This window comes from Streptomyces sp. NPDC002537, assembly GCF_053594975.1.
In genome coordinates this window covers 19,375-36,947 of record NZ_JBSFWT010000032.1, presented here as the reverse complement: position 1 = coordinate 36,947, position 17,573 = coordinate 19,375, and the positions used below count along the sequence as shown (strand labels likewise).

The window sequence follows — 17,573 nt, the reverse complement described above, 5'->3', positions numbered from 1 at the left end:
TCGTGGCTGGTCGCGCAGTTCCCCGCGCCCCTTCGGGGCGCTGCCGGACCGCACCGGACTTCGCCAAGCCCGCTTAGTCGTCGAATGCGGCGAAGAGCTCCCGCTTGCTGACCTCGTGGAGGCGTGCGATGTCGAATTCCTCGGGGTCGGCGACGGACAGTGAGTCGAAGACGAGATTGATCGCCGGTATCAGCCCCCAGACCTGCGTGTAGGCAGGCCAGCCCGGACTTCCGGCATCGGCGTCCTCCTGCCGCCCGAAGAGGTAGTTCGCCCATTGTGGCGTGGCGGGGTACCGATGGTGGAAGTCGTGGACCACCGTGTCCCCGGTGAGGACCAGATAGCGCGCGGGTGCGTGCACGAGGAGCATGCGCGCGGTCCATGCGAACCAGGCGGCGGTGCGGCGGCCGTACGGCAGGGCGGACGGCGGCGCCGGCTCCCCGATGAATATGGCGTTGGTGAGGCTGCCGAAGTATTCCTTGCCGCGCCGCACTTCGAGATCCGGGGCGGGGAAGGTGTGCTTCACACACAACCGGAGGGTGTTGCTCAGCTGGAACAACGGAATGAGCGGTACGAACCAGACGATGAGCAGCGCCTGCCAGGTTCCGGTGGCGACGGTGGCGGCGACGGCGACCGTGTACAGGGTGACAGAGGCGGTCTTCTCGCTCGGCGCGGAGCCGTGCCAGAAGGACCGGGCGCGGGACACCGCGAACTGGAGATGGAACCGGGGCGAGAACAGCTTGCCCAGAACGCGCCGCCACATCTGCCGGCGTGTCATGCCGGGGTGCAGGTCCAGGCTGACCAGGAAGGCCTGGACGGTGGGGTCGCGCAGCGTCATATGGTGGGCCGCGTGGTGGTCGCTGACGTGCTCGCGGCTGTACCGGGCGAAATTCTGGATGATGAGCAGGCTGGACGTCGCACGGCCGATGGCCGCGTCCAGCCCGCGTCGGCGGTACATGTTCCGGTGCGAGCACTGGTGATAGACCATCATCCGCAGGTTGCGCATTCCGTGCAGGGTCACGGCCCAGCCGGGCAGCAGCAGAAGCAGCCAGCCGCCCGAAAGACGAAGGCCGGTGCAGCTGATCGCCGTACCGAGAATCATGGAGAGAACAGCGGACACGAGATGGAATCCGGGTGTCCACCAGGACAGCGGTTTCTGTTCGGTCAGTGCCTTGCCGGTGAAAATGGTCAGTGGATACTGGGCGAACCGCGGCAGTACCCGCATGGTTTCGCGGGGGTCTGCACGGTCCGGGAATCTCTCGGTTCGGAAGTCATCGTCGATGACCGCCATCGCACTCCTCCGGGTCGGAGATCAAAGGGGTGTCCGAACGGCTGATACAAATGAATTCGAAGAGTGACCGGAATTCAGGAATCCGTCGTCGGGACCTTGACGGAAGGCGTGTCCTGCGCCTGCTGCTGCGGCAGTTCGCGCCGACTGCGCACCGGAGAGAGGAATACGGGAATGAAAGCCGTGGAGACGAAGGCGGCGCCCACCCACAGCGTGGTGTGGACCGTGGTCAGCTCGCCTATCACGCCGGAAATCGCGGCACCGACGGCGAGGGCCCCGGTGAGAAGGAATCGGAATGTTGCGTTCATGCGGCCGAGCAGGGAATCCGGCGTCATCCGCTGACGCAGGCTGACGCCGAGCACGTTGTCCATGCCCACCTTGAACATGGCGACCAGCCAGCCGGCCCCGGCCAGCACGAGCCACGGACCGTGGTCGATGAGCGGCACCAGCAGCCCCGCGGGCGCCAGGGTCACGCCGGCCAGCCCCAGGGTGCGGCCGTGGCCCAGCCGTGCGGCGATGGGCCTGGCGCAGCGGGCCCCGAGGAGCAGCCCCGCCCCGCCGGCCGCCCAGAACAGCCCCAGCGCGCCGCTGGAGAGACCGAGGTCGCGGACGAACATGATCGGGAGCATGGTGTTGATGATCTGCGAGCCGAGGTTCCCGAGGGCCGCGGTGAGCGCGAGGGCCCTCAACTCCGCGTTGCCGAAGACATGTCGGACCCCTTCCGCGATCTGGGTCCGCAGCCGGGTGGCCTGCCCGGGGAGCGGTGCGGAGGGTGCCGGGGTCCTGCGGATCGCGACGAGTCTGAGGCCCGACGCCAGATACGTCGCGGCGGTGCAGATGACGGCCACCGGCGCGGTGAGCAGGGCGACGAGCCCGCCGCCCGCACTCCGCCCGGCCACGTTGCCGGCCGCGATGAGCGTATTGATGTCGGCATTGGCCTGAACGAGGCTTTCCCGTCCGACGAGTTGCGGCAGGACGCTCTGCGAACCCACGTCGAAGAAGACGGTGGCGCAGCCGTTCAGCAGGACGACCGCGTAGAGCTGCCCGAGCGTCAGCGCGTCCAGCCACCAGGCCACCGGGACCGTGACGAACAGCAGCGCCCGGGCCAGGTCCGCGAGGATCAGCACCCGCCGGTGGCGCATCCGGTCCACCCACGCTCCGGCGGGCAGGCCGATGAGCAGGAAGGCGGCGGTGCTCAGCGTAGCGAGGGCGCCGACCTGTCCCGGGCTCGCGTCGAGCGCGGACACGGCGATGAGCGGCACGGCGACGTAGCTGATGTTGGTGCCGAGCTGGCTGAGGGTGGTCGCGGTGAACAGGATGCGGAAGTCGGCTGTCCGCCATGGTGAGTTGGGCTGCATGGTCCGTTCCTCCGGTGGATACTCCTCGGCGAAGGGTCGGGATCGAAGCATTCGAGCCGAATTCGGCGGTAAGTCTCCGCGCGTGAACACCAACACCACTCCCCCGTCGATCACTTCGAACGCCGCCCCGAGTCGCCTTGAACTACCGACAGTAACAAGCTCATCGCGCCCTGCGTCGGCACTGCCCCATCGGAATTCATACGACGGAACGGGCGGGTGGTGCCGTACGGCCAACGAGGCTGCGGTACCGGCCCATTGCGTCCCGGTCCGGCCGGGCCTCCCCACCGGCAAGGATCAGCGATATCCAACCGATAGGGCAAGTGACGTACGTCACGTATCCGGTTCCTGGCGCCCCGAAGGGCATTGGGCGATCGGCACCACTAACTCGTTGACAGGGGCGGTGAGTTGGGTGAGCATCTAAGAAGATCCGGGGGGATGGGCCTCTCTGAGGCGACCTGCGTGAATGCGGAGTGGATTACTCCAATCGAGCGGAATGCGGCCGGAGACAAGTCGGTTGCGCATGGCTCGGCATTAACGGAGCTCCCCGGCAAGGGCTCTGTTCACGCAGGGCCGTCGAACCCAGATGGGCCAGGTGAATAGCTAGGATGGCCACAGGTACCGCGCTCCTGATCGGCGCCGCGGGTGGAATTCTTCAGGATGTCGCCCGAGGGCTCGCGAAGGAAGGGCACCCGCTCGTTCTTTTCGACAGGGACGAAGACGCGGTGCGGCGCCTCGGAGCCGAACTCGCCCCGCTGACCAAGGTGGACGTGGCCGTCGGGGACATCACCGACATCCCCGCCGCGGAGCGCCTGCTCACCGGGATCGTCGCACGGCACGCGCCGTCCGTCCTTGTCAACGGCGTCGGCGGGGACACCCGGGTGATCGGCTACGCGGATCTCACCACCGACCACTTCGACGAGACCTATCTCGAGAACGTGGTCAGCACATGGATCGCCATCAAGGTGTGTGCGCCCAGGATGGCCGAGGCCGGCTATGGACGCATCGTCAACTTCGCCTCGGCCGGCGGCCGTACGTACAGCCACTTCAACAACGCCGCCTATGTCGGGGCCAAGGCGGCCGTCATCGGCATGACCAAGCAGATGGCCTATGAACTCGCCCCGACCGGGGTCGTGGTGAATGTGGTGGCGCACGGCCCCATCGCCACCGCCCGGGTGGCGGGCGCCTGGGAGCGCCGGGACGAGGAGTCCAGGAAGGCCGTCCTCGCCAAGCTGCCGATGCAGCGCATGGGCACGGTCGCCGAGGCGGTCGGCAGTGTTCTGCACCTGTGTTCCGAGAGCGCCGGTTACTCCACCGGTGCCGTGATCGACATCAACGGCGGCCTCTACATGTGAGGTTCGCGTGGCAGGCGTGTGACGCGCGGCCAGATTTTTGACGGCTTCCAAGGAGCTTCGTGTGGCGAAGTTTGTCGTTGAATTCGAGTACAACGTCGACAGGGCGGGACGTCAGGGCCTGCATCCGGCGCACGCCGAGAATCTCCACGGCCTCGCCGGTCGCGGTGTGCTGCTGGCGGCGGGCCCGTTGGTCGGCGAGAACGCCGGACTGCTGGTCTACGACGTGGAGAACCGTGAGGAACTCCAGCGGCTGCTGGACGACGAGCCCTATGTGAAGGGCGGGGTCGTCGCCAGGACGCGTATCAAGGAATGGGCACCGGGCAAGGGCAGCTGGATCGCCGCGCCGGACCGGTCCACCGGGAAGTCCGATGCGGAAGGATCCGACAGAAATGCTGTCGTTGAAGCATGAGTCGCTGCATGCCGGGGTCGTCGACCCGGAGATGGATTCCATGCGAATCCTCAGCGAGACCGCGCTGAAATATCCCGCCGCCCTGTCGTTCTCGTCGGGGGCACCGTACGACGGGACCCACGACCTGGCGAACATCCCGTTCTACATCGACCGCTACATCAAGCACCTGCGCGACCGCGGGATGACGGAGCGGCAGATCACCCGGCTGTTCTTCCAGTACGGCCCGGTCAACGGCGTCATCCAGGGCGAGGTGGCCCTGATGCTGAAGCGGGACGAGAACATCGACGTACCGGCCGAGGCCGTCATGATCACGCATGGTTTCCAGGAGGCGGCCCTCGTCGCTCTGCGTGGTCTGTTCTCCTCTCCCGATGATGTGCTGCTGAGCGTCTCGCCGGCCTATGTCGGGATCACCGGTGCCGCCCGGATGCTCGACATCCCGGTACGGGGGATCGTCGAGGGCCCCGACGGCCTCGACCCCGAGGAGGTGGCCGCCGCGGCACGGGCCGTGCGGGCGGAGGGCGGGCGTGCCGTGGCCCTGTACCTGGTGCCGGACTTCTCCAACCCGTCCGGGACGGTGCTCCCGTTGGAGGCCCGCCGGCGTCTGCTGGAGGTGGCCGACGACGAGGACCTCGTCATCCTGGAGGACAACCCGTACGGGCTGTTCGCGCGGGACGGCGAGTCGATGCCCACCCTCAAGTCGCTGGACGCCGGGCGCAGGGTCGTCTATCTCGGCTCGTTCGCCAAGTCGGCTTTCCCCGGGGCCCGTCTCGGCTATCTGGTCGCGGATCAGCCGGTCACCGACGACGCCGGTGGGACGCGCCTGCTCGCCCAGGTGCTGTCCAAGGCCAAGGCCATGTTCACGGTCGGTTCGTCCACGCTGTCCCAGGCGGTGATCGGCGGCATCCTCGTCGAGAACGACTACGACCTGCGCTCGCCCACGAGGGAGCTGGCCGCGGTCTATCTCGAACGCCTCGACGCCACGCTCGCGGCGCTCGACGAGCACTTCCCGGCCGGAGAGTTCGCGGACCACGGGGTGCGCCGGAACGCTCCGCGTGGCGGATTCTTCCTCACGCTGCAGGTCCCGTTCACGGCAGACCTGGCGGCGATGGAGCGCTCCGCCCGTGACTACGGCGTCAGTTGGGCGCCGATGAGCATGTTCTACGTCGGTGGCGGTGGCGACCGCACGATGCGGCTCGGGTTCAGCAACCTCGCCCCGGAGGCCATCCGGGAAGGCATCGCGCGGCTCGCCCGCTTCATCAGGGAAACCCCGCACGACTGACCGGCTCCCGCAGGGTGCCGAGGCCGGAACCCCGAATTCCTTGTGCCAGAAGGACGATGAACATGATTAGCACCAGTGACCGGCCGACCGCGGTGGTGGTCGACGGATACTCGGCCGGAAACTTCTACCCCGCGGCCTTCGCCGCGTCCGGAACGCGCGTGATCCACGTGCAGAGCACGCCGGAGCTCATCCCCACCATGCAACCGCCCGACCTGTCGGCGTACGCGGAGAACATCGTCTCCACCGACCACGACGCGCTGGCCGGGCTGCTCCGTCCGTACGACCCGGTCTGCGTCGTCCCGGGCCAGGAGTCCGCCGTGCGGCTGGCGGACCGGCTGAGCGAGGCGCTGGGCATCGCGACCAACGGCACCGAGTTCTCACCGGCCCGCCGTGACAAGTACGAGATGATCGAAACGCTGCGCAGGGCCGGTGTGCGCTGCGCCGAGCAGTTCAAGAGCGGCGACCCCGAGGCCCTGGCCGGCTGGGCCGAGGACAGGGGCACGTACCCGGTCGTCGTCAAGCCGCTGAGCTCCGCGGCCTCGGACGGCGTCGTCATCTGCGGGAACGCCGACGAGGTGCACGCGGCGGCCGAACGCGTGCTGGCCTCCCCCGACATCTTCGGCACCTCGAACACCGAGGTGCTCGTCCAGGCCTATCTCAAGGGCCCGGAGTACGTGGTCGACACCGTCAGCTGTGCCGGCCGGCGTTATGCCTGCGGCGTCTGGCGGTACGACAAGGTCCTGCTCCCGTCCGGCCGGAACATCTACAACCGGGACATCCTCGTCGCCGAGGACAGCGATGCCGTCCCGGCCCTCGTCGCCTACGTGGGCGAGGTCCTCGACGCGCTCAGGGTCGCGTGGGGCCCCTCGCACGCGGAGGTCGTCATGGGGGACGAGGGCCCGGTCCTGGTGGAGATCGCCACACGGCTCAACGGGCAGCTCAACTCCGCCTTCCAGCAGATCTGCCTGGGGCACGACCAGGCGGGGCTCACCGCACGGGCGTACACCGACCCCGAAGGGTTCGTCCGGGAGTACGGCGGGCGCGTCTACAGCATGCGTCAGCCCGCCTTCGTCTACAACACGCCCACCGAACTCGACGGCGTCGTCGGCTCCGTGGACCAGGGGGTCGTCGACCAGATCAGGGAGCTGCCGAGCGTGTTCCTGGCCGGCGCGAAGTACGCGCAGGGCTCCCGGATCCGCCCGACCGTCGACCTTCTGACGACATCCGCGCGCATCTACCTGACCTCGCCCGACGAGCAGGAACTGGTCGCCGACTACGAGAAGTCCATCGGCCTGAAGGACCTGCTCTACCGCCTCGCCTGACGCGCCCGAGTACCGCCTTTTACTTGTCATTTCGTCGAGGGAGACCAGTGCACAGCAGAATCGGCCTTTTCCTTTCCCCTGTTCACGAGACGGGTCAGGACCCGCACCTGGCGATCCAGCGGAATCTCGATCTGGTGGAGCGCGCCGACCGGCTGAACTTCGACGAGGCGTGGTTCGGCGAGCACCACACCCTGGGCTGGGGTCTTGTCGGCGCGCCGGAGACGCTGATAGCCGCCGCCTCCCAGCGCACGCACCAGATCCGGCTCGCGCACGGAGTCGTGCCGCTCTCCGGGCACCACCCCTTCCACGTCGCCAGCCGTGCCGTGCACCTCCACCAGCTGACCCGCGGCCGCTACATCCTCGGCGTGGGCCCCGGTGTGCCCTTCGACGCGAAGATGTTCGGCCTGGACCCGGACATCCAGCGCAGGCGGCTCGACGAGGCCCTGCCGACCGTCCTGGAGCTGGTCAACGGGGAGTCCCGGGTCACCCGGAAGACCGACTGGTTCGAACTGAACGACGCCAAGCTGCAGTTGCCCCGCTTCGGCCCCGGCCCGCTGGAGGTGGCCATGGCCACCTCCGGCACCTCGGTCACCAGCCCCCGTCTGGTCGGCCGGTACGGCCTGAGCATGACCTCGTTCGCGCTGCCGTTCTCCCTGTTGGCACCCGGTTCGGCGGACCACATCGGCCTGGCGCAGCAGTGGAAGCACGCGGAGGCGGCGGCCGACGAGTACGGCCAGGTCATCAGGCGCGAGGACTGGCGCATCGCGTTGCCGGTCCACGTCGGCGAGACGAGCAAGCAGGCCTTCGACGAGGTCCGTGCGGGCTACGACCGCTGGCTGTTCGAGTACTTCGGCAGGGCGGCGGGGCGCACGGTCATCGGCCCGGACACGCCCCGGGAGACGATGCTGGAGGCGAGGGTCGAGGCCGGCGGCGCGCTGGTCGGCTCGGTGGACGAGGTCGCGGCCGGTATCCGTCGGATGCAGGAGGCCACCGGAGGCTTCGGCAAGGTGCTCGTGTACGTCGCGGACTGGACCTCGTACGAGAACACCGACCGCAGTCTGGAGTTGCTCGCCCGCTATGTGGCGCCGCGGATCACGGGTTCGGCGGACCGCCCGCAGGAAGCCGTCGACTGGGCGATCGCGAACCGCGGCCGGTAGGCACGCCGCTTGGGGACTGGGCGTCACTCGTTGCCACAGGTCAAGAACAAGCTAGGGAGAAGCTGAAGCCGTGGGACGTTCGCACTGGCAAGAGCACTGGAACGCACGCCGGTCCCCCTTCGCGGAGGAGTGCAGGCGGGCCCGCGCGGCACTGCTGGCCGACCTCAAGGACCCGAAGGCGGCCCAGGAACGGGTGCTCGGGGACATCATCGAGTTGTGCGCGGACTCGCTCCATTGGAAGGAACAGGGGTACGACTCCGTCGTGGCCGACCCGGGCAGCTTCCGGTCGGTCCTGCCCATCATGCGCTACAGCGATTTCCACGAGGAGATCGAGCGGGAGACCCGTACCAAGGGCGGTGTGCTGTCGTGCAGCCCGGTGCTGCGCTGGCTCAAGACGAGCGGCACCACCGGTGACCCGAAGCGGGTCCCTTACACCCTGCATTGGCTGTTGACCTATCGGATCCCCGCGATGCAGGCCATGTGGGGAACGTATATCGAGCACCACCCCGAGATACTCGCGAACCCTTACGCCACCCTCGACACCCAGACCGTCCACGAGGCCGTCGACGACTTCGTGTACGGCGTCCAGTACCAGGCGATCAGCAATCGGCATCCGCGGATCAACAGCCGGGACTGGAACCCACCGTGGTCCGAGTCCCCGTGGTTCGGCACCGGCGCGCCCTCCTCGCACTCGGGCCGGATGTACCACCGCATCCGTCATCTCGTCGGCCAGGAGCTGCACTTCATATCGGCGATCAATCCGAGCACCCTCATCTCGCTGCGTGACCTGATCGCGGAGCACGGGACGGATCTCGTCCGCGACCTCCGCGAGGGGACCCTCGAAGGGGAGCCCGTCGCCGCGCCGGACCCGGAGGCCGCACGCCATCTCGCGTCGGTGCTGGCCGAGGGGGATTTCACCCTCAAGGACGTCTGGCCGTCGCTGACCCTCTACAGCTGCTGGCTGTCCTCGTCCGCCGGGCTCTACCAGTCCAAGCTGGACACGGTCCTGCCGGGCGTCGGCAAGATGCCGTTCATGAGCTGCGGCACCGAGGGCGTGACCACCGTCCCGGTCGGCGACTCGCTGGACAGCCAGCCGCTCGCCGTCCACCAGGCTTTCTTCGAGTTCGTGCCCGCGGACGTGCCGCTGGGGGAACTCGTCGGGTCGGGCGCCGGGATCGGCACGCTGCTGTTCGACGAGGTGGAGGCCGGACGCGATTACCACCTGATCATGACGCAGGGCAACGGCCTCTACCGGCTGTGGAGCGGCGACATCTACCACGTGGACCGCGTGGTGGACGGCACCCCGTGGGTCCACTTCGTGCACCGTGACGGTGTCTTCCACTCCTTCACCGGCGAGAAGATCACCGAGGCCCAGGTCACCCAGGCCATCGAGCAGGCCATGACCGCCGGTGACCTCGGCAGCGGTCTCTATCTGTGCGGTCCGCAGTGGGGCGAGCCGCCGCACTACGCGGTCGTGGGCGAGGTCCCCGCCCCGCACCCCGCGCTGGACAGGGCGCTCTCCGACGCCGTCGACGACGCGCTCAAGACCATCAACATCGAGTACGCGTCCAAGCGGAACAGCGGCCGGCTCGGCCCGCTCGAATTCTTCACCGTGCCCCACGACACGATCGCGGCCTACACCGAGTCCCGCCGCCAGCAGGGCAACGCCACCCAGTACAAGTACAAGCCGTTCCAGCAGGACGCCGAGTTCGTGTCCGTCCTCGTAGGGCATCCGGGAGTGTGACGGGGTGATAGAGACCAGCAGACCACCGCAGAACACCCGCCGCGAGATCATCACCCTCTCGTCCGGCGGGGCCGACCTGGCGCTCCACCTCTGGCGGCCGCGGGAGATCAAGGGCGCGGTCTTCTACTTCCACGGCCTGCAGTCCCACGCCGGATGGCTGTGGGAGGTGGGGCCGAAGTTCGCCGACAACGACATCGTCTTCTTCGCGCTCGACCGGCGCGGCAGCGGGATCAGCACCGGCAAGCGCCAGGAGATACCCGGTGTCGAGACCGTCATCGCCGACTACGCCGGCTCCCTCGCCCATGTACGGGAGTACATCGGCGACAGCGTCCCGCTCTCGCTGTTCGGCCACTGCCTGGGCGGCTCCTTCCTGGCCGCCCTGATGCACCACCCGGGATTCACCACCCGTTACGAGGCCGCCGTCTTCTGCTCGACCTGGCTGGGCAAGCTGCACGCCACCCTCGGCGACGAGGAGCGGGCGGCGCTCGCCGCCGAGCGGAGCACGGAACTGTGGGACGCCGGCCTGAAGTCCTCGGACTTCACCGACGACGCCAAGTACCGGCACTTCATCGACCACGACGACCTCGCCGTCCGCCGGCTGACCAGGCGCTCCCGGGCCACGCTCCTCGGCCTCGAACAGCTCTACATGGAGCCGCGCCGTGAACTCCCCGACGTGCCGACCGCGTTCGTGTCGGGCCTGAGCGACCCCATCGTCGATCTCGGCGCCGCTCACCGGGTGTTCACGAAAATGGTCTCCGACCGCGGAATGATCATTCAGTTCCCCACCGACAGGCACTACCTCTTCTACACCGACGTCGTCGGCAGCCTCGTCGACTGGGCGTCGGCCCACACCCTCCTCCAGGGGCTGAGCCGCGATGCCTGAGGCGCGGCTGTACCGGGTGGCGTTGCCGATGCGGTCCGGCTTCGACCACCCGGCCGCCCGGCGGAGGACCAGCGACAGCCTCGTCCTGAGCATCAGCGGTGGCGGCGTCACCGGCATCGGCGAGTGCGCGCCGCGCGCCTACGTCACCGGCGAGACCGGCGACAGCGTCGTGGCCGCGCTGCGGCAGGTCCCGATGGACAGGTTCTTCGCCCGGCTGACGGCCCTGTCTCCGGAAGAGCTGCTCGGAAGGCTTCAGGAGGACGGTTTCGAGGCGACGTTCGGCGTCACCGGCGGGAACAATCTGATCTGCCTGCTGGAAACGGCCGTGCTCGATCACATCGGGCGGGCGACGGGGACGGGCGCACGGGAGCTGATGCCCCTCGCCGCCCCCGGGACGGCCGGGCCCCTTCCCGTCTCCCAGGTGCTCGACCTGAGCATCGGCGCCGAGGAGTTCCTGGACTCCCGCGGCCCCTTCCATTTCGTGAAGATCAAGGCGTCCGACGACATCGGGCGGGACGCCCGCACGGTGACGGCGGTCCGTGAGCGGCTCGGTGCGGGTGTCCCCGTCATGGTCGACGCCAATATGAGCTGGTCGGCCGGGACGGCCGGGCCCAACGCCCGCCGGCTGCGGGACTGCGGAGCGGACCACATCGAGGAGCCGCTGCCCCGGCGGTCCTGGGACGCCCTGCGCACGCTGCGCCGTGAAACCGGTGTCAGTGTCATGCTGGACGAGTCGGTGTGCACGCTCGACGACGCCCGCGCCGCGGTCGCGGCCGGGGCGTGCGACGCGATCAACGTCCGGGTAGCCAAGAACGGCGGCCTGCTGAACGCCGCCCGCCTCGTCGAGTACGCCCGGTCCTCCGGCGTGGCCTTCCAGATCGGCGTCCAGGTGGCCGAGACCGGTCCGCTGATCAACGCCGGTCGCGCGCTGGCCTTCGGCAGCCCCGGGGCACTGACCGTCGAGGCCGGCCAGTCCGACCGTTTCTTTCCCGAGATGATCGTCTCGCCCCGTCCGGCCGTGAACCGCCGGGACAACACCGTCTCGCCGGCCGACGGCCCCGGCTTCGCCATGGGCCTGAACCGCGCCGCCGAACGCTGGGCCGCCCTCGGCTGGACCGGGGACCGGCCCGACTGGCACCCCCTGCCCGCCGCCCCCTGATCCGCACGGGCCCACCCACCGCCGGGCACAAAGAGAAATACCCCGGACCGTATTGACGGCCGGGGTATTTCTTCACGTATATTGGAAAGTTCCGCGCACACGGTAACTCGGGGCGTGGGGAAGCTTTATGAGTGCATAATATCCGGGTGGGAGTCGAATTGTCAAACGAGGAAATGCGGAACGAGCAGGAATTCATCGATCTGCTCCACGGGCGCCTCGCCGAACTGCGCACGCAGACGGAAAGGGCGGTCGCCGAGGCGCTGGCGCCGGCCGGCAACGGCCTCCAGGCACGCCTGGAGCGGGATGTCCTCGTGGCCGAGCGGTCCGGCCTGCTCGCCGCCTTCAACGCCGGTGAGAACGGGCTCTGTTTCGGCCGCCTCGCGTTCCGCGACGGCCGCGACCACCACATCGGCCGCATCGGCATGCGCCGCGACGACGCGGACCGCACGCCACTGATCGTCGACTGGCGGGCCGACGTGGCGCGCCCGTTCTACCTCGCCACCGGCCACACCCCGATGGGGCTGCGCCGCAGGCGCCACATCACGACCGAGGGCCGCCGGGTCACCGCCCTGCACGACGAGATCCTGGACCTCACCGACGCCCGGCGCACCGGGCACGAGGGCGCCGACGCGGACGCCGTGCTCCTCGCCGCGCTGGACGCGGCCCGCACCGGCCGGATGCACGACATCGTGCAGACCATCCAGGCGGAGCAGGACCGGATCATCCGCGCCCCGCACCACGGCGTCCTCGTCGTCGAGGGCGGGCCGGGCACGGGGAAGACCGTGGTGGCGCTGCACCGCGCCGCCTTCCTGCTGTACGCGCACCGGGAACAACTGGCCCGCCGGGCCGTACTGATCGTCGGGCCCAACCCGGCGTTCCTCGGCTACATCGGCGAGGTGCTGCCGTCGCTCGGCGAGACGGGCGTGCTGCTCGCGACGCCCGCCGAGCTCTTCCCGGGTGTCACCGCGACGGGCACCGACACGGCCGCGGCCGCCGAGGTGAAGGGCCGTGCCGCGATGGCCGACGCCCTGGCCCGCTTCGTACGGGACCGGCAGACGCTGCCCGGCCCGGTGACCGTCATCGACCACGAGGACGGCGAGCTGCGGCTGGACACCGGCATCGCGGAGGAGGCGCGGCGTCAGGCGCGCGACACCGGTCTGCCGCACAACCTCGCCCGCCCGTACTTCGCGTTCCGCGTCATCGACGCGCTCACCGCCCAGCTCGCCGACCGCATCGGCGCCGACCCGTACGGCGGGCCGAACCTCCTCGGGCCCGACGACATCGCCCAGCTCGGCAAGGCGGTCGCGGCCGACGCCGCCGTGCACGCGGCCATCGACGAACTGTGGCCGGTGCTCACGCCGGAGGGGCTGGTCGCCGACTTCCTCGCCGACCCCGTCCACCTGCCGGAGGCCGACGCGGCCGCGATCCGCCGCGAGGGCGGCGGCTGGACGCCCGCGGACGTCCCGCTGCTGGACGAGGCCGCCGAGCTCCTCGGCGAGGACGCCTCGGCCGCCCGCGCCGCCGCCGAGGCGGAGCGCCAGGAGCGCATCGCGTACGCGCAGGGCGTGCTCGACCTCTCCTACGGCTCCCGCACCCAGGAGTTCGAGGACGTCGACGACGAGGATTCGGAGGTGCTGGCCGCCCACGACCTGGTCGACGCGGAGCGGCTCGCGGACCGGCACGAGGAGGACGACCACCGCAGCGCCGCCGAGCGCGCGGCCGCCGACCGCACCTGGGCGTTCGGCCACATCATCGTGGACGAGGCGCAGGAGCTGTCCGCGATGGCGTGGCGGCTGCTGATGCGCCGCTGTCCCACCCGGTCGATGACCCTGGTCGGCGACCCGGCGCAGACGGCCGAACCCGGCGGCGTCGGCGCGTGGGGGACGATCCTCTCCCCGTACGTGGACGACCGCTGGGAGCACGTCCGGCTCGGCGTCAACTACCGCACACCGGCGGAGATCATGGAGGTCGCGGCGGGGATCGTCCGGTCCGCCGACCCCTCCTTCGTGCCGCCGCGCTCGGTGCGTTCCACGGGCGTACGGCCGTGGGCGCACCGGACCGACGACCTGCCGCGCGCGGTCGCCGATGCCGTCGCGCGGGAGTCCGGCGGGGCGGCCCGCCTCGCGGTGATCGCCCCGCGCGCCCGCCTCGCCGCCCTGTCGGCCGCCCTCCCGGAGGCCTCGGCCGGTCCCGCCCCGGACCTGACCAGGCCGGTGGTCCTGCTCGATCCGCGACAGGCCAAGGGGCTGGAATTCGACACGGTGATCGTGGTGGAGCCCGCGGAGTTCGGGGCGAGCGACCTGTACGTGGCGCTGACCCGGCCGACGCAGCGGCTGGGGGTGGTGCACGCGGCGCCGCTGCCGACGGGGCTGGAATCGCTCGCGGCCGCCGACCACGCGGTCGCGTAGCCGGAGGCGGGGCGTGGCCTCCCGGCCGCGCCCCGGCCGTCGTCGAATACGCGCCCGGCACGGACGACCGGGCTCCCGGGGCGTGCACGGCTGCTACCGTGCCTCCGGAGCCGCAGGCGCGAATGCCAGGGGGGCCGTCATGTCCAGCGACACCAGTCATCGGCCGGCCGCTGTGCGGGTGCCCGCGAGGAGGCCGCCGGGCGTGCGGCTGCCCGCCGTGGTGCAGACCCTGCTGTTCGCGCGCTACCGGCACCGGCTGTTCCCGCTGCTGCGCCGCAGGTACGGGGACGTGTTCACGCTCAGGCTGACCGCCCCGCCCCGGTGCCTGGTGATCCTGGCCGGGCAGGAGGACATCCGGACGGTGTTCGCCGGACCGGTCGAGGTGCTGCACGCGGGCGAGGGCAACGCGATCATGGGTCCGGCCCTGGGCGACCACTCCGTGCTCCTGACCGACGAACGGGAACACCGCAGGGCCCGGCGACTGTTGACGCCCGCGTTCACGGGCGCGGCGCTGCGCGGATACCAGGACATGGTCGTCGGCCTGACGAGGTCCGAGGTGGGGCAGTGGCCGGAGGGACACGCGTTCGGTGTCCACCGGCGGATGCGGGCGCTGACGCTGGAGGTGATCCTCCAGGTGGTGTTCGGGGTGACCGACCGGGAGCGGCTGGCCGAACTGCGCCCGCTCGTCGGGGGGTTGGCGGACATCGGCCCGATCACGTTGCTGGGCCTGCCGTATCCCGCGCTCCGGCACGTCGGACCGTGGCGCCGGTACGCGGGCTTCCAGCGGCGTGTGGACCAGCTGCTGTACGCGGAGATCGACCGCCGGCGGCGGGCCGCGGACCTGGGCAGCCGGACCGACGTGCTGTCGCGGCTGCTGCAGTCCGGGGAGGACGAGCCCGACGGCGGGTTCACCGATGCCGAGCTGCGGGACCAGCTGGTCACGCTGCTGCTCGCGGGGCACGAGACCACGGCGACGGGGCTGGCCTGGGCGCTGCACGAACTGGCCAGGCGGCCAGTCCAGTTGCGCAGGGCGCAGCGCGCGGCGGACGAGGGTGACGACGCGTACCTCACCGCGGTCGCCAAGGAGGCGCTGCGGCTGAGGCCGGTGGTGCACGAGGTGGCCCGGCAGCTCACCGAGCCGTTGGTGGTCGGCGGGTACCGGGTGCCCGCGGGCGCCACGGTGATGCCCGCGATCGGTCTGGTGCACGCGGATCCGGCGCATCACGAGCAGCCGGACGACTTCCGTCCCGAGCGGTTCCTGGACGGCCAGCCGCCCGCGAACACCTGGCTGCCGTTCGGCGGTGGCGCCCGCCGCTGTCTCGGCGCGGGTTTCGCGCTGCTGGAGGCGACGGTGGCGCTGCGCGAGACGCTCCTGCGGTACGACGTCCGTCCGGAGCGGCGGGAGCCGGAGGCCCAGCGGGCCCGCAACGTGACGCTGGTTCCCGCGCGGGGTGCGCGGGTGGTGGTGTCGCGGCGCCGCTGAGGCCCCGGTTCAGCGGGTGCGGCGGGCCAGTTCGGGGAGCTGTCCCGCGAGGTGGAGTTCGCGGCACCGGCCGCGCCGGACCTTGCCGGACGTGGTGCGCGGTATCGAGCCCTTCGCCAGGACGAGGACCTTGTCGGGGGCGTGTCCGAGGTGTTCGCGCAGTGCCGTCATGACCCGGGCCGCGAGGTCGGTGTGGTCGTGGACGTCCTTGGCGGGTTCCACGGCGACGGCCATCCGTTCGGTGCCGGGCAGGGCGAACGCCGCGCACACGGGCCGTACGCCGTCGACCCCGGCCGCCACGTACTCGTAGTCCTCCGGGTAGAGGTTGCGGCCGCCCACGATGATCATGTCTTTGATCCGGCCGCAGACGACGAGGCCGTCGGGGGTGCGGTAGCCCAGGTCTCCGGTGCGCAGCCAGCCGTCGTGCAGGGCTTCGGCGGTGGCTCCGGGTTCGGTCCAGTAGCCGCGCATGAGGGCGGGGCTGTGGACGTGGATCTCGCCGACCTCGCGGCCGGCGAGCGGTGTGCCTTCCGGATCCCTGATCTCGACGCGGACGCCGGGTACGGGGTGTCCGCACACGGCCAGGGTCCGGGCGTCCGGGGCGTCGGGGGCCACCGGGTGCGCGTAGCCGCCGGTTTCGAGCCCGTCGCGGGAGACGTGGTCCCAGGCGACCGGCCGGTCGATGTCCCCCATGGTGACCGCGAGGGCGGCCTCGGCGAGCCCGTACATGGGGGTGAGGGCCTGCGGCCGGAGGCCGTGGCGGGCGCCGGTCTCCGTGAACTGGGCGACGGCGGCGGCGTGGAGGGGTTCCGCGCCGTCGCCGCACACTTCGAGCGCGGACAGGTCGAGGGGGCGCGGCCGCAGGCGCAGGCCGCGGGCGGCGAGGCCGTACGCGAAGTCGGGGGCGACGGTGCTGGTGGCGCGGTGGTGGGACAGTGCCTCCGGCCAGGAGTCCGGGCGGGACAGGAACTCCTCCGGTGGCATGAGCACCAGGGGGATCCGGAAGGCCACGGCGGCGAGCGCCGAGATCAGGCCCATGTCGTGGTGGAGCGGCAGCCAGCTGAGGTGCAGGCTGCGGCCGCGGTCGAGCCGCAGCCGCTCGCAGCACACGGCGGCGTTGGTGAGCATCTGGCGGTGGGTGAGGGCCACGGCCCTCGGCGGGCCGGTGGTGCCGGAGGTGAACTGGAGGTACGCGAGCTCGTCGGCGCCCTCGGGCAGCGGCCGGGTGGTCTCCTGCCGTTCCGCCGCGAGTTGTCCGCAGGTCAGCACGGGCCGGTGCGCGCCGAGTCCGTCGGAGGCGAGGTCAGCGAAGGCGTCGGCGACGACGGCGCAGCGGGCGTCCACGTGGTCCAGCCGCCGCCGGATCCCGTCGACGGCCTCCGTGAGGGTGGAGACCCGGTGGGGCAGCGGCAGGACGACGGGGACGGCGCCCGCCCGCCACGCACCGAAGAGGCCGATCAGGAAGGCGGCCGAGGTGGAGGAGACGAGGGCGACGCGGTCTCCCGGCCGGACTCCGGCCGTGGCCAGGCCGGTGGCGGCCCGGCGCGCGGCGGCGGCGAGGAGCGCGTACGGCAGGGGTGTTCCGGCGAGGTGGCGGTCGGTCACGGTGATCCCGGCCGGGACGGTCGCGGCGCGCTCCAGCGCCCCGGGCACGGTCACCGCGCCGAACATGTCCTCGGGCCGTGGGTACGCGCCCCCGCCCGTCGCGTTTCTCTCGCTCATCGGGTCGCCCCC

At 70.6% G+C, this 17,573-nt stretch carries 13 protein-coding genes; 10 read left to right on the top strand and 3 right to left on the bottom strand.

The genetic code is table 11. The features are described 5' to 3' along the window. Positions 1 to 73: 73 nt before the first annotated feature. The gene (locus ACWD4A_RS16800; RefSeq protein ID WP_451194494.1) at positions 74 to 1,222 is read right to left on the bottom strand and encodes a stearoyl-CoA 9-desaturase; all 1,149 of its coding nucleotides are present in this window, start codon (positions 1,220 to 1,222) and stop codon (positions 74 to 76) included. Between the two features lie 140 nt (positions 1,223 to 1,362). Then, positions 1,363 to 2,643, bottom strand: a complete 1,281-nt coding sequence (locus ACWD4A_RS16795; RefSeq protein ID WP_451194492.1) for an MFS transporter — start codon at positions 2,641 to 2,643, stop codon at positions 1,363 to 1,365. 605 nt (positions 2,644 to 3,248) lie between these two features. Here ACWD4A_RS16795 and ACWD4A_RS16790 point away from each other — a divergent pair. The 10 genes from ACWD4A_RS16790 to ACWD4A_RS16745 all read left to right on the top strand — a co-directional run bounded on the left by ACWD4A_RS16790 (position 3,249) and on the right by ACWD4A_RS16745 (position 15,839). Then, complete coding sequence (locus tag ACWD4A_RS16790; protein ID WP_451194490.1) at positions 3,249 to 3,995, top strand: SDR family NAD(P)-dependent oxidoreductase; 747 nt, start codon at positions 3,249 to 3,251, stop codon at positions 3,993 to 3,995. Between the two features lie 61 nt (positions 3,996 to 4,056). Beyond that, a complete protein-coding gene (locus ACWD4A_RS16785) occupies positions 4,057 to 4,404 on the top strand; it encodes a YciI family protein (protein ID WP_451194488.1) in 348 nt (115 codons plus the stop codon). Beyond that, entirely contained in the window at positions 4,385 to 5,683 is a 1,299-nt protein-coding gene (locus ACWD4A_RS16780) for an aminotransferase-like domain-containing protein (protein ID WP_451194486.1), read from the top strand. The genes ACWD4A_RS16785 and ACWD4A_RS16780 overlap by 20 nt, the downstream gene beginning before the upstream one ends. A 62-nt stretch (positions 5,684 to 5,745) precedes the next feature. Then, a complete protein-coding gene (locus tag ACWD4A_RS16775) occupies positions 5,746 to 7,005 on the top strand; it encodes an ATP-grasp domain-containing protein (protein ID WP_451194484.1) in 1,260 nt (419 codons plus the stop codon). 47 nt (positions 7,006 to 7,052) lie between these two features. Continuing rightward, complete coding sequence (locus ACWD4A_RS16770; RefSeq protein WP_451194482.1) at positions 7,053 to 8,162, top strand: LLM class flavin-dependent oxidoreductase; 1,110 nt, start codon at positions 7,053 to 7,055, stop codon at positions 8,160 to 8,162. A 70-nt stretch (positions 8,163 to 8,232) separates the two neighbouring features. Further along, positions 8,233 to 9,906 carry a GH3 family domain-containing protein gene (locus tag ACWD4A_RS16765; protein WP_451194480.1) on the top strand — a complete coding sequence of 558 codons (1,674 nt, stop codon included), beginning with the start codon at positions 8,233 to 8,235 and terminating at the stop codon, positions 9,904 to 9,906. A 4-nt stretch (positions 9,907 to 9,910) separates the two neighbouring features. Next, positions 9,911 to 10,789 (top strand): alpha/beta fold hydrolase, encoded by an 879-nt coding sequence (locus ACWD4A_RS16760; RefSeq protein ID WP_451194478.1) that lies wholly within the window; start codon positions 9,911 to 9,913, stop codon positions 10,787 to 10,789. Further along, entirely contained in the window at positions 10,782 to 11,948 is a 1,167-nt protein-coding gene (locus ACWD4A_RS16755; RefSeq protein WP_451194476.1) for an enolase C-terminal domain-like protein, read from the top strand. Before ACWD4A_RS16760 ends, ACWD4A_RS16755 begins: the two co-directional genes overlap by 8 nt. 173 nt (positions 11,949 to 12,121) lie before the next feature. After that, the gene (locus ACWD4A_RS16750) at positions 12,122 to 14,356 is read left to right on the top strand and encodes a HelD family protein (RefSeq protein ID WP_451194474.1); all 2,235 of its coding nucleotides are present in this window, start codon (positions 12,122 to 12,124) and stop codon (positions 14,354 to 14,356) included. Positions 14,357 to 14,558: 202 nt separating this feature from the next. Further along, the gene (locus ACWD4A_RS16745; protein ID WP_451194472.1) at positions 14,559 to 15,839 is read left to right on the top strand and encodes a cytochrome P450; all 1,281 of its coding nucleotides are present in this window, start codon (positions 14,559 to 14,561) and stop codon (positions 15,837 to 15,839) included. A gap of 9 nt (positions 15,840 to 15,848) precedes the next feature. On the opposite strand, the gene ACWD4A_RS16740 is transcribed toward ACWD4A_RS16745, so the two are convergent. After that, positions 15,849 to 17,561: an AMP-binding protein gene (locus ACWD4A_RS16740; protein ID WP_451194470.1), complete on the bottom strand. Its 1,713-nt coding sequence runs from the start codon at positions 17,559 to 17,561 to the stop codon at positions 15,849 to 15,851. Positions 17,562 to 17,573: the final 12 nt, after the last annotated feature.